At 64.1% G+C, this 12,307-nt stretch carries 10 protein-coding genes; 6 read left to right on the top strand and 4 right to left on the bottom strand.

Annotation, left to right across the window (positions count from 1 at the left end; all coding sequences use genetic code 11):
* Nucleotides 1-3 precede the first annotated feature (3 nt).
* Together J8C05_RS01055 and J8C05_RS01050 are read right to left on the bottom strand one after the other, a co-directional pair.
* Entirely contained in the window at nt 4-1,422 is a 1,419-nt protein-coding gene (locus J8C05_RS01055) for an efflux RND transporter periplasmic adaptor subunit (protein WP_211422399.1), read from the bottom strand.
* Nucleotides 1,423-1,509: 87 nt separating this feature from the next.
* Nucleotides 1,510-1,935: a hypothetical protein gene (locus tag J8C05_RS01050; RefSeq protein WP_211422398.1), complete on the bottom strand. Its 426-nt coding sequence runs from the start codon at nt 1,933-1,935 to the stop codon at nt 1,510-1,512.
* A 213-nt stretch (nt 1,936-2,148) separates the two neighbouring features.
* Between J8C05_RS01050 and J8C05_RS01045 the strand changes: the two genes are divergently transcribed.
* Both J8C05_RS01045 and J8C05_RS01040 read left to right on the top strand, forming a co-directional pair.
* Nucleotides 2,149-4,011, top strand: coding sequence for a bifunctional homocysteine S-methyltransferase/methylenetetrahydrofolate reductase (locus tag J8C05_RS01045; RefSeq protein WP_211422397.1), 1,863 nt, complete (start codon nt 2,149-2,151; stop codon nt 4,009-4,011).
* Nucleotides 4,012-4,014: 3 nt separating this feature from the next.
* Entirely contained in the window at nt 4,015-5,856 is a 1,842-nt protein-coding gene (locus J8C05_RS01040) for an alpha/beta hydrolase (protein WP_211422396.1), read from the top strand.
* On the opposite strand, the gene J8C05_RS01035 is transcribed toward J8C05_RS01040, so the two are convergent.
* The gene (locus J8C05_RS01035; RefSeq protein ID WP_211422395.1) at nt 5,853-7,253 is read right to left on the bottom strand and encodes an inorganic phosphate transporter; all 1,401 of its coding nucleotides are present in this window, start codon (nt 7,251-7,253) and stop codon (nt 5,853-5,855) included. The two genes, J8C05_RS01040 and J8C05_RS01035, sit on opposite strands and share 4 nt — an antisense overlap.
* A 98-nt stretch (nt 7,254-7,351) precedes the next feature.
* Nucleotides 7,352-8,734: a bifunctional UDP-N-acetylglucosamine diphosphorylase/glucosamine-1-phosphate N-acetyltransferase GlmU gene (gene glmU, locus J8C05_RS01030; protein ID WP_281503756.1), complete on the bottom strand. Its 1,383-nt coding sequence runs from the start codon at nt 8,732-8,734 to the stop codon at nt 7,352-7,354.
* A 132-nt stretch (nt 8,735-8,866) separates the two neighbouring features.
* Between glmU and glmM the strand changes: the two genes are divergently transcribed.
* From glmM to J8C05_RS01010, 4 genes are all read left to right on the top strand, one after another.
* Nucleotides 8,867-10,240, top strand: coding sequence for a phosphoglucosamine mutase (glmM, locus tag J8C05_RS01025; protein ID WP_211422394.1), 1,374 nt, complete (start codon nt 8,867-8,869; stop codon nt 10,238-10,240).
* A 71-nt stretch (nt 10,241-10,311) separates the two neighbouring features.
* Complete coding sequence (locus tag J8C05_RS01020) at nt 10,312-11,100, top strand: DUF362 domain-containing protein (protein ID WP_211422393.1); 789 nt, start codon at nt 10,312-10,314, stop codon at nt 11,098-11,100.
* Nucleotides 11,101-11,122: 22 nt separating this feature from the next.
* A complete protein-coding gene (locus J8C05_RS01015; protein ID WP_211422392.1) occupies nt 11,123-11,677 on the top strand; it encodes a DNA-3-methyladenine glycosylase in 555 nt (184 codons plus the stop codon).
* A complete protein-coding gene (locus J8C05_RS01010; RefSeq protein ID WP_211422391.1) occupies nt 11,674-12,300 on the top strand; it encodes a PNPOx family protein in 627 nt (208 codons plus the stop codon). Before J8C05_RS01015 ends, J8C05_RS01010 begins: the two co-directional genes overlap by 4 nt.
* Nucleotides 12,301-12,307: the final 7 nt, after the last annotated feature.

Below are 12,307 nucleotides of genomic sequence, written 5' to 3'. Positions count from 1 at the left end.
GGCTTATTCCTCCGCTTCGAGGCCGACAAGCTGGGTTTTGAGCGCCAACGCCCCCCCGACCACGACGCGCTCACCGACTTCCAGACCGCGCAGCACCACAACGCTGTCGCCCTGGATTGCTCCAACCTCGATGTCCCGTGGGTGAAACTCGTGGGGGTCGGCTCCCGCGACAAACACCACCGTTCGGGCGCCAATGCGCTGGACGGCCGCCGCCGGAATGACAAGCTGCGCTACCGGTGACGGTGACAGCAGGGCGACTTCGACAAACATCCCCGCCCGCAGACGCTCGCCGGGATTGGGCACCTCGATGCGGACGCGCGCCGTACGGGTGTCGGCATTGATCTGCGCTTCGATAAAGGCCACCCGCCCCCGCACAGGCGTTGCCCCAAGCACTGGCGCGTGAACCGTCACCGGCTGCCCCAGGCGTACCTGCCCCAACTGGGCTTCGGGAACGGCCGCCATGACCCACACCGTCCGCAGGTCAGCGACCGTCAGCAGCGGCGTGCCAACCGGGACAAACGCCCCGACATTTGCCGTTCGTTCCGTCACCAGACCGGAGAGCGGCGCAACGAGTGTGATTTCTGCCGTCGGATGGGCCGTGTCATCGGAAGCACCGGCCGGCGCGCCAAGCGCGGCAAGCTGATCCTGGATGTGCCTGACCTCCACCGTGGCGACTTCAAGTGCGGCCCGCGCCTCCCGTAAATCACGCTCCAGACCGACCACTTTCTGAAAGTCATACTCGGCTTTGGCCGTGGCATAGGCGGTTTCGGCGTCCTGCAACTCCTGCCGCGACAGCACCCCGGCCTCGAAAAGCTGTTTCATGCGCTCGAAGGTGGCTTCCGCCTGATGCATGCGCGCCTGCGCCTGCACGAGCGCCACCCGGCTTTCATCGCGCTCGACCCGCTGCACGTTGCGCGCGGCAATGTCGCGGCGGGTTTCGGCGTCGTGCAACCGTACGTGCAGGTCAGCAATTTCCGGGCTGTCGAGAACCACCAGCGGTTGCCCGGCCCGCACCCGTGTCCCCTGCGTGACCAGCACCCGCCTGATGTGCCCGGATACCAGCGGCGCAATCACAACATTCGCCTGGGGATTGAGTTCGACTGTGCCGGTGACATGCCATTCCGCAGACACAGCGGCGGTCTCTGCCGGCTCAAGGCGTACGCCGTCCAGAGACTCAAGCCGCAGCGCCGGCGTGCCCGCTTTCGGCTGCGGCGTTGCCGGCAGTGTGGCCACGACGGCCGAACGGCGCGCACCCACAAGCCACCAGCCGCCCAGCGCCAGAATTCCCAAAAGCCCCAGGGCAACCGCCCAGGATGACCACCCGCGTCCCCACCGGGGCGGCGTGACCGGGGCCATTCCGCCGCCGCCGGACACTTCTGTACCAACAGCCGGAGAAACCTCCGGCATGATTTCCGTCGTCATGACACAACTCCTGACCTCATCTGTTTGTGGAAAGCCAGACTGCCGGGCCCGGCTTCGGGCGCCAGCCGCCGTCAAACAGGCATTGGGTCAGGAATGTCGTGGTGGGTGGAAAATCGCGCCGGGAAACATGCGGGCGTAGAACACCGGGAGGTCGTCGCCATGGGCGCCTGCCGCCAGCGGGATACCGTGCAGCGGCGGGACGACGAAGGGGGGAGATTCAACCACCGACTGGGTGTTCCACAGGCAGGAATGTGCCACAGCGCCTTTTTCGGTCACGCTGCCGCCGAGGGCAACCGCTGTCAATTGCGGTACACCTCCGTCTTCCGGCGCCAGGTCTCCCGAAGTGGGCACAGCGACAACCGCCGGCACAGCGCACCCGAAAAGTTCACCGGCCGAGTACTGCGGGCAAAGCAGGTGCACCACACACAGGTCAAACAGCAGCCAGAGCAGGAAAAAACTCCCGAAGCCCTGCTGCCAACCTGTTTTGTGCTGACCGGAATGCTGCACACGCATGGGGTTGTTTCTCCGGCATCACTGTAGTACGCGCCCAAAGGCAGAAGCAATAGGGGCGGAAGCAAGCCGGCACCCATCAGCGGACAGCGGACAACTCCGGTGGTCGCCGGAACCGGCGGGCGTTCGCCGGCAGGTTGCATGGAAAGCCATCTTCCCTGACAATCGGGACTTCCAGCCCGAACCAACCCCCACATCCCTGTCGGTCTGCTGCCCATGAAAGTCCTCAAACCGTTCCGTGAACTCCTTGCCGCCGACGGTATCCACGTTTTCGACGGCGCGATGGGAACCCTGCTGTACGCCAAAGGTGTCTATGTCAACCGGTGCTACGACGAGATTTCGCTTTCCAATCCGGCGCTTGTCCAGGAAGTGCACCGCGAATACGTCAAGGCCGGCGCTGAAATTGTCCAGACCAACACCTTTGGCGCGAATCGTCCGAAGCTCGAAATGCACGGGTTTCAGGATCGCGTCCAGGAGATCAACTACAAGGCGGCCAAACTGGCCCGCGAGGCCGTTGGCCCGCAGGTGTATGTGGCCGGTTCCATCGGGCCGCTGGGCATCCGCATCGAGCCGTGGGGGCCGACCTCGTTTGACGAAGCCAAAGCCTTTTTCCGCGAGCAGGCCGAGGCGCTGATTGACGGCGGCGTGGACCTCATCGTGCTCGAAACCTTCACTGACCTGACAGAGATTCGGCAGGCGCTGGCCGCCGTCCGGGAACTGTCCGCGGACATGGTGGTTGTCGCCCAGATGACCGTGGGGGAAGACGGTGCCACCGGCTACGGGACAGCCCCGGAAACCTTCACCACACGGCTTGATGAGTGGGGTGCGGATGTCATTGGTCTCAACTGTAGCGTAGGGCCCAAGCCCATGCTGGAAGCCATCGAGCGCATGGCGGCCGTTACGGAAAAACCCCTGTCTGCACAGCCCAACGCCGGCCTGCCGCAAGACCTGCAGGGGCGCAAAATCTATCTCTGCTCGCCGGAATACATGGCGAAATACGCCCGCCGGCTCATTCAATCCGGCGTACGGTTCATCGGCGGCTGCTGTGGCACAACCCCGGAGCACATCAAGACCCTCAAGGCGGCCGTGCGGGCGCTGTCGCCGGCCAAGCGCATCGAGCCGGTGATACAGGTTCTGGAGACAAAGTGCCCGGATGTGCGCATCACGCCGCCGGAGGAAAAGTCCCGGTTTGCGCGCAAGATCGTGCAGGGCGAGTTTGTCACCAGCGTGGAGATTGTCCCCCCGCGCGGCTGTGACCCGACCAAAATGCTGGAAGGCGTGCGTCTGCTCAAAGCGGCTGGCGTGGATGCCGTCAACGTTCCCGACGGCCCACGGGCGCAGTCGCGGATGGGTGCCATTGCAACCTCGCTCATCATCGAGCAGCAGGTCGGCATCGAGACGGTCACGCACTACTGCTGCCGGGACCGGAATCTGCTGGGGATGACCTCCGACCTGCTGGGGGCAGCAGCCCTTGGCTTGCGGAACATCCTCCTCATCACGGGCGATCCGCCGAAGATGGGGCCGTACCCGGACGCCACGGCCGTCTTCGACATTGACTCCATCGGTCTGACCAACATGGTCACGCGACTCAACCTGGGACTCGATCTGGGCGGCAATGCCATCGGGCAGCCGACCTCGTATTTCATCGGCGTCGGCGTCAATCCCTGTGCCGTGGACCTGGACTACGAAATCCGGCGGTTTGAGTACAAGGTCGAGGCCGGCGCGGAGTTCGCCATCACCCAGCCCATCTTTGACATCGGCATGTTCCGCGCCTTTCTCAAGCGCATCGAACACTGCCGCATTCCCATCATGGCCGGGATTTGGCCCCTGACGAGCTACCGCAATGCGGAATTTCTGAGCAATGAAGTCCCCGGCGTCGTCGTGGCGCCGGAGATTCTCGAACGCATGCGCCGGGCTAACGCCTCGCCGGAAGCCGGACAGCAGGAAGGGCTGGCCATTGCCCGTGAAATGTTGTCTGAAGTGCGCGATCTCGTACAGGGCGTACAGGTGAGCGCACCGTTCGGGCGCGTCGCCTACGCACTGGAAGTCTTTGAAGTGCTTCGGGAAACCGTTGGATAAACCATGCCGAAACCTCTGCTCCTGCTTCAGCCAGCCCGGATGTCACCGGCCCGGATGTCGCCGGCACACCGGGCCGGATGGCTGCTGGTTGCCGGCGTTCTGTTACTGTGGGGCGGTCTGGGCGCTTTCGGCCCGGCCCGACAGGCGGCGGCCAACGCCTCGCTGAACATCCGGGTGCTGTTTCCCAAGACGCGCTTCAGCGCCCCAAGCGACGGGCGGCTGCTGTTGCTCATCTCGAAAGACCCCAGTGCCGAACCCCGCTTTCAAATCAGCGAAGACCTCGACACACAGCAGGTTTTCGGCATGGATGTCAACGGCGTCCAGCCCGGACAGGTGGTGACCTTCGACCCCCAGGCTGACGGTTATCCGGTGCTCCGCCTGGCCGACCTCCCGCCCGGCGACTACTTCGTGCAGGTGCTGTTCCACCGCTACGAGACGTTCCGACGCAGCGATGGGCACGTCGTCAAACTGCCAATGGACCGGGGCGAAGGGCAGCAGTGGAACCGCGCGCCGGGCAACACCTACAGCACGCCACGGCAAATCACGCTCAACCCGCAGCGCGGCGGCACGGTGGAACTGTCCCTCGATCAGGAAATCCCGCCCATTCCGCCCCCGCCGGACACGAAGTACATCAAACACTTCAAAATCCGCAGTGAGTTGCTGTCGAAGTTCTGGGGACGCCCCATGGAACTCGGCGCATGCGTTCTTCTGCCCGAAGGCTTTGATGAACATCCCGACCTGCGTTATCCGCTCTGCGTGTTCCACGGGCATTTTCCCTACACCTTCGATGGCTTTCGGGAAACACCGCCCGACCCCGACCTCAAGCCGGATTACAGCAAGCGTTTCAAACTGACGGGCTACAACCGGATTCAGCAGCAGGCGGCCTACGATTTTTACAAAACCTGGACGAGTCCCGACTTCCCACGGCTGGTCATTGTCGAAATCCAGCACGCCAACCCGTATTACGACGACTCCTACGCGGTCAACTCGGCCAACGTCGGACCCTACGGCGACGCCATCATGCGCGAGCTGATTCCCGAAATCGAACGCCGCTTCCGCTGCATCGGGCAGGGCTGGGCGCGCTTCACCTATGGTGGCTCAACCGGCGGCTGGGAAGCGCTGGCCGCGCAAATCTTTTACCCGGACGATTTCAACGGCTGTTTTGCCGCCTGTCCCGACCCGATTGATTTTCGCGCCTACACCACGGTCAACATCTATGCGGACGACAACGCCTACGTTTTCGGTGGGCCGTGGAAGACCGTCCCGCGTCCGGGCAAGCGCGATTACCTCGGCCACCTTCAGGCGACCGTCCAGCAGATGAACCAACTGGAGCTGGCGCTCGGCTCCAACGGCCGCTCCGGCGGGCAGTGGGACATCTGGCAGGCGGTGTACTCACCCGTCGGGCCCGACGGCTATCCCAAGCCCATCTGGGACAAACGCACGGGCGTCATTGACAAGTCCGTAGCGGCGTACTGGCGGGAACACTACGACCTGGGCGACATCCTGCGGCGCAACTGGAAGACGCTGGGGCCCAGGCTCCAGGGGAAAATCCACATCTACTGCGGGGACATGGATAACTACTACCTCAACAATGCCGTCTATCTCGTCGAGGAGTTCCTGGCCGCCACGACCGACCCGCCTTACGGGGGCGAAGTACGCTACGGCGACCGCGCCGAGCACTGCTGGAACGGCGATCCCACGCGCCCGAATGCCCTGTCGCGGCTGCGCTACAACGAAATGTATGTCCCCAGGATTATGGAGCGCCTGAAGGCTACGGCACCGCCCGGCTGGACGATGCAGCAGGGCGGCTGGGTGTTCAGGCCCAAAGCCGCCCCAAAGCCCTAGACGAACAGCCAGTGGAACAACAAAAACAGTCCGCCGGCCAGCCCGATGGCGGCCGGAAGGGTCAGCACCCAGGCCGAGGCAATTTTGATGACGGTGGCCGCCTGAAGGCCCGACCCCTTGGCCACCATCGTGCCGGCGACACCTGACGACAACACGTGCGTTGTACTCACCGGCAACCCCAGGTAGGACGCCATCCCGATGCTGGACATCGCCACCAGCTCAGCCGAGGCTCCCTGTGCGTACGTCAGATGCTCTTTGCCGATTTTTTCGCCAATGGTGATGACGATGCGCTTCCAGCCGACCATCGTCCCAATGCCCAGCGAAAGGGCAATGGAGACCTTGACCCAGAAGGGGGCAAAGTCGGTGAGCGACTTGAGCGTGGCAATGTCTTTCTTGAGCACCTCGGCTTCGGCGGCCGGTAGCCCCGGCGACGCGGCCTTGAGGATTTTCTTCACCGTGGCGTCAAGCTTGATGATGTCTGAGCGTACGTCCTTGCGTTGCTCACGCGGAATCTCCCCCAGCGTGGTGTGACCATCAAGCGTCCCCCGCACCCGCGCGACAGCCGACTGAAGTGCCTCGGCTTCGGCCGGGGCCAGCCGGGATGCAACGCCGTCCATGCGCACGAGCGCCTGCCGGGCGCTTTCCATCTGCTGGGCGTTGAAGGACATATCCAGCGCGAACGAAGCCGGGACAATCCCCGTGAGAATGAGCATCACCAGCCCGATGCCCTTCTGGCCGTCGTTGGAGCCGTGGGCGAAACTCACGCCGGTGCAGGTCAGGATGAGAATGGCGCGAATCCACAGCGGCGGCGGATTGTGCTCATCCGGCTTTTCGTACAACCGCTTGTCGGGAATCAGCCACCTTGACAGCAGGACGAGCAGGGCCGCCAGCGAAAAACCGATCAGCGGCGAAATGAGCAACGCCAGCCCGGTTTCCGAGACCTTGCCCCAGTTGACCCCATCACCAAAGCGATGACCGGGCAGAAGCGAATTGGCAAGACCGACGCCGACAATCGCACCAATCAGCGTGTGCGAACTGGAAGCCGGCAGCCCGAAGTACCACGTGCCCAGATTCCAGATAATGGCTCCCAGCAGCAGGGCGAGCGCCATGGCCAGCCCGGCGCTGGTGCTCTTTGAAATGAGCAGCTCGACGGGCAGCAGATAGACGATGCCCATGGCCACGGCAATCCCGCCGAAAAACACGCCGCAGAAGTTGCAAATCCCGGACCAGACCACAGCCGTCCAGGGACGCAGCGACTTCGTGTAGATCACGGTGGCTACGGCATTGGCTGTGTCGTGAAAACCGTTGACGAACTCGAAACCAAAAGCGACGGCCAGCGACACGAGGAGCAGCACGAGGGTCGTCGGCGGAAGCGCCTCGCCAAATAATGCATCCATACGAACCGGATTCCCTCAAAACCGAGCCTGAAAATAGCAATGTCAAACGTAAGGGAAGCTTGGAGGAGGCGCGTTAACGCCGTGTTTCGGACAGGCGCTCAGGACAAAACTTTTTTGACCTTGGCCGGCACGCCGACCACGAGCGTGGCAGGCGGCACATCCTCGGTCACGACGGCCCCGGCCCCCGTCACGGCTCCCGCGCCCACCCGCACTGGCGCGACCAGCATGGTGTCGCTGCCGATTTTGACGCCGTCCTCGACAATGGTGCGGTGCTTCTGTCTGCCATCGTAGTTGCAGGTGATCGTGCCGGCGCCCACATTGACCCCAGCCCCAAGCGTGGCGTCACCGAGATAGCTCAGGTGCATGGCTTTTGTTCCGGGACCCAGCGACGACTGCTTGACCTCCACGAAGTTCCCCACCACAGCGCCTTCCTGCACGTGGGCATTCAGGCGCAGGTGGGCAAAGGGCCCGACGGTTGCCCGGTCATCGAGGCGGCTGTCAAAGACCAGCGAGTAGTCGCGTACGGTCACACTGTTCCCCAAGCAGGCATTGACGAGCCGTGCGCCCGTGTGAATCCGGCAATCTTCGCCAATGACGGTCTGACCTTCGAGGTGCACGTTGGGATACACCACGGTGTCCATCCCAATCTCGACCTCCACTTCGACGTACGCTGTTGCCGGGTCGAGAAACGTCACCCCGGCGGCCATCAGTTCGGACACCTTGCGACGACGCAGGATGGCTCCTGCCGCCGCCAGTTCGGCGCGGGTGTTGACGCCGCAGACTTCCTCGGCTTCGGGGTGCAGCAGCACCTCGACGCGCCGCCCATCCTGGCGCAGCAGCCGCAGGGCATCGGGTAGGTAGTATTCCCCCTGGGCGTTGTCGTTGGAGATGCGGGCCAGCACGTCAAACAGGCCGTCGAGCTGGAAGGTATAGACCCCGGCGTTGATTTCGGTGATGGCTTTTTCGGCCGGTGTGGCGTCGCGTTCCTCGATGATCCGGTCAAAGCCTCCGTCGGATGTGCGCCGGATGCGGCCGTAGCCGGTCGGCGTCGCCAGGTGGGTGGAAAGGACGGTTGCCGCCGCCCCGGTTGCGGCATGGACGGCCAGCAGGTGGCGGAGTGTTGCTGGCCGCAGCAGCGGCACATCCCCGGAGAGCACCAGCAGCGTCCCCGTGACCGCCGCCAGCACTTCCTCCGTCACCCGCAGGGCATGGGCGGTGCCACGCCGCTCGGACTGCACGACGACTGAAAACGGGATATGCGGGGCCAACGCCTTCCAACGGGCGGCAAAAGCCTCGTGCACGGCTTCTGCCCCGTGGCCGACCACGACCACGACCTGCTTTGGGTCCAGTGCGGCCGCGCTCCGGGCAACATGCCCCAGCAGCGTATCGCCGGCGACAGGGTGCAGCACTTTCGGCAGGCGTGACTTCATGCGCGTCCCTTCGCCGGCCGCCAATATGACAACGGTAACTGGAATAGACAAACGGATAGCTCCTCAACACAATCTTGGCTGGTGCGGATGCCGCCGCCAGACTATAAATTCCAGAAAGAGTCCGGCGCTATGGTGGTCTGGCGTCCGGCGGCTCGAAATTCAGCCACAGCGAAGTTCACTGTCATGGGACGCTTTTTTGGTACCGATGGGATACGCGGCCGCGCCGGGGAGTTCCCACTTCAACCAGAAGCTCTGACCGTCATCGGAGCCACGCTCAGCCAGGTGCTGGCGGCGCGTACCGGGCAGACGCCCCGGTTGGTCATTGGCGGTGACACCCGTGAATCCAGTCCGTGGATAGCTGCCGCCGTTGCCCAGGGGATTGCACAGGCCGGGGGCACAGTAAGCTGCGCCGGTATCATCCCCACGCCCGGCATTGCCTACCTGACCCGCGCCGAAGGCTTTGACGCCGGGATTGTCATTTCGGCCTCGCACAATCCATTTCACGACAACGGCATCAAGTTCTTTCTGGCTTCGGGAGAAAAAACCGACGACGCGCTGGAAACCGCCATTGAAGCCGCCCTTGAAAACCTGTCCCCGGCCCCGGCGCAGACTGAGGCGCCCGGTTCAGCTCCGGCTTCGTTGTGGGAAGACCCAACCCATGCGTTGAGTTATCTGGAGTTTCTCACGCAGCACATTGGCGCGGACCTCGACCTTTCCGGCTGGTCCATTGCCGTTGACTGTGCCAATGGCGCGGCCGCGCCTTACGCCAACATCATGCTCCAGGCGCTCGGCGCCAAAACCTTTGTGACCGGCGCGGCCGCCAACGGACGCAACATCAACGACGGATGTGGAACGATTCACATCCAGCACGTGGCCGAAGTGACCCGTGCAGCCGGTGCGCAGCTTGGCATTGCCTTTGACGGGGACGCCGACCGCTGCCTGTTTGTGGATGAACAGGGCGAAGTGGTGGACGGCGATGCCATCCTCTACGCCATGGCCACCGACGCCGACGCCCGTGGCGAACTGACACCGCGCTGTGTCGTGGCAACCGTCATGAGCAACCTGGGGCTGGAACTGGCCCTGCGGGAACGGGGCATTGACCTCATCCGCACGCCGGTGGGCGACCGGGCCGTGCTGGCGGCAATGCTCGAACACGGGGCACTGCTGGGCGGTGAACAATCGGGCCACATCATTTTTGCCCGCCAGAGCCTGGCCGGCGACGGGCTGCTGACCGCCCTCAACGTCCTGCGCCTGCTCGTGGAACGGCAGTGCTCGCTGCGCGAAGCCGTGCGCGGACTGACCCGCTTCCCACAGACGCTCGTCAACGTTCCCGTACGTGAAAAGCGCCCCTTCGAGACCCTTCCACGGGTGGCGGCAACGGTGCGGGAAGTCGAGGCCCAGCTTGCCGGACGGGGACGCCTGCTCCTGCGGTACTCCGGCACGGAAAATCTGGCGCGGGTGATGCTGGAAGCGGCCAACGGCATAGACATCGGCACGCTTGCCGCGCAGGTTGCCGCCGCCATCGAGCGTGACCTGGGCAATGGGCACCCCGGATAAAGCCTCTTGTTCTGCACGCTCCCCCCACCAGCCCATAATCGTGCCGCCTTCGCTGCGGCCAACGCCATTTCGTGAGCGACACCGTCGTAGCCGATAGTCCGACCTTTCACTACGTACCGCCGCTGGCTGCGCATGGGGCGCAGCGGGTCATTGTCAAGCCAAACCTGGGCTATCCCGTCCCGGCTCCGGTCACGGTAGGGCTGCCGGTGCTGCGGGAAGTGCTGCTCGGTATCCGGCGTGTTGCGCCACGGGCGGAGATCGTCATTCTGGAAGGGGTCTGCACCAAGGTCACGTTTGCGGAAGTCATGTCCCGGCTGGGCGTCAACCGGCTGCTGACCGAACTGGACGATCCAGGGCTGCGGCTGCTGGATGCGGATACGCTGTCGCACAAGGCCTATTCCAACACCTCCCGGCAACCGCAGCGGTTTGACCGGATGCAGGCCCCGGCGCTTCTGGAGGAAGCTGACTGCCGGGTATCCGTGGCCGGTTTCAAGCGCACGACGCTCAAGGGACGCCCGCTCATCAGCGCCGCCATCAAAAATCTCTACGGACTCTTTCCGCGCGCCGTCTATCGCGCCCGCAGCCCGCATGCCCGCGGGCAGCTCCACGTGCCGGACGTGCAGCGCGTCCTGGTGGATGTCTATTTCACCCTTGGCGTACGGTTTGAAGGGGCCGTCGTGGACCTGACTCACAAGTTCATCAGCCGGGACTGGCAACCGGATGAAGGCACGGCTGTTCCAGTGGGCAAGGTTGTCACCGGGACCGACCTGCTGGACGTGGACCTGCGCGCCGTGGAGCTTGCCGGTGAGCCGTGTTCGGATTATTTCCAGACCATTGCCCGGCAGCGGCGGGCCGGTTGACCGACGCGCCGTGCTGACTGGTATGAACCCAATGCTGACGGCTGATTTTTTCGCCCGTGACGCCGTGACCGTCGCACAGGAACTTCTGGGATGTACGCTCTGGCACGGTGACGCCGGCGGCATCATCGTTGAAACCGAAGCCTACACCGACGACCCGGCCTCGCATGCCGTTTTGCGTGGGCCGCGTGGTCAGTTGATGCGTGAGACCTACGGGCGGCTCTACGTGTATCTGATTTACGGGATGTATTACTGCCTCAACTTCACGACCGATACGCGCGGCCCTGGCGCAGTGCTCATTCGCGCCATTGCGCCGACGCATGGCATCGAGAGCATGCAGGCCCGGACGCCGCGCCCGATGCCGGTTCACGAGTTGGCGCGCGGCCCGGGCCGGCTCTGCCGCGCCCTGGGAATTGGACGCGAACACAACGGCGAGCAGATCGGGCACCGGGTCTGCCTCCAACCGCGCGCAACTGCACCGCCCATCGCCAGTTCGCCCCGCATTGGCATTACTCAGGGGCGCGATTTACTCTGGCGGTTCTTCATTCCGAATGAACCGAGTGTCAGCCGTTTCCGATGAAGGGCCATCACCTGCCAACTGACCTGCCAATCGATCTCGACGCCATTCTCAGAAGTATCTGGGAGACTTTTGAAGTCGGCGTCCGGGAAGCCGGACATCCCTTTCACACGCCCGTCGTAGCCACGGCCGGCCCGGCAGACTGCGATGCGCGGGTCGTCGTCCTGCGGCGCGCTTCCCCGGACCGCCGCGAACTGGCATTCCACACCGACGCCCGCGCCCCCAAGGTGCGCCTGTTACAGGCCTGTCACACAACGGCCTGGGTGTTTTATGACCCGGCTGGCAAGGTACAGGTACGGGCCAAAGGGAACAGTGTGGTTCACCAGGGTGATGCCGTGGCCGCAGACGCCTGGGCGCGCACCCGGCTGATGTCACGGCGCTGTTACTTGGCTGAAGTGGCTCCCAGCACCCCGTCCGATACCCCCTCCAGCGGACTACCGCCGGCACTGGTGGAGCGGTCGCCGACGGCGGAAGAAAGTGAAGCCGGCTTTGTCAACTTTGCCGTCTGCGTCACGGAGGTTATCCGGCTGGACTGGCTCCAGCTTGCCGCCCGCGGCCACCGGCGGGCCGCCTTCACCTGGGACGATCATGCCGCCGGCTGGCGTGGCCACTGGCTGACACCCTGACCAGGCC

This window comes from Chloracidobacterium sp. N, assembly GCF_018304765.1.
Taxonomy (GTDB): domain Bacteria; phylum Acidobacteriota; class Blastocatellia; order Chloracidobacteriales; family Chloracidobacteriaceae; genus Chloracidobacterium; species Chloracidobacterium aggregatum.
Note: the sequence above shows the minus strand (reverse complement) of the source record. Positions and strands in the feature narration are given on the sequence as shown.

Coding starts and splice junctions, on each gene's coding strand:
- J8C05_RS01055 (WP_211422399.1), bottom strand. CDS start 1,422: ATGACGACGGAAATCATGCCGGAGGTTTCTCCGGCTGTTGGTACAGAA.
- J8C05_RS01050 (WP_211422398.1), bottom strand. CDS start 1,935: ATGCGTGTGCAGCATTCCGGTCAGCACAAAACAGGTTGGCAGCAGGGC.
- J8C05_RS01045 (WP_211422397.1), top strand. CDS start 2,149: ATGAAAGTCCTCAAACCGTTCCGTGAACTCCTTGCCGCCGACGGTATC.
- J8C05_RS01040 (WP_211422396.1), top strand. CDS start 4,015: ATGCCGAAACCTCTGCTCCTGCTTCAGCCAGCCCGGATGTCACCGGCC.
- J8C05_RS01035 (WP_211422395.1), bottom strand. CDS start 7,253: ATGGATGCATTATTTGGCGAGGCGCTTCCGCCGACGACCCTCGTGCTG.
- glmM (WP_211422394.1), top strand. CDS start 8,867: ATGGGACGCTTTTTTGGTACCGATGGGATACGCGGCCGCGCCGGGGAG.
- J8C05_RS01015 (WP_211422392.1), top strand. CDS start 11,123: ATGAACCCAATGCTGACGGCTGATTTTTTCGCCCGTGACGCCGTGACC.
- J8C05_RS01010 (WP_211422391.1), top strand. CDS start 11,674: ATGAAGGGCCATCACCTGCCAACTGACCTGCCAATCGATCTCGACGCC.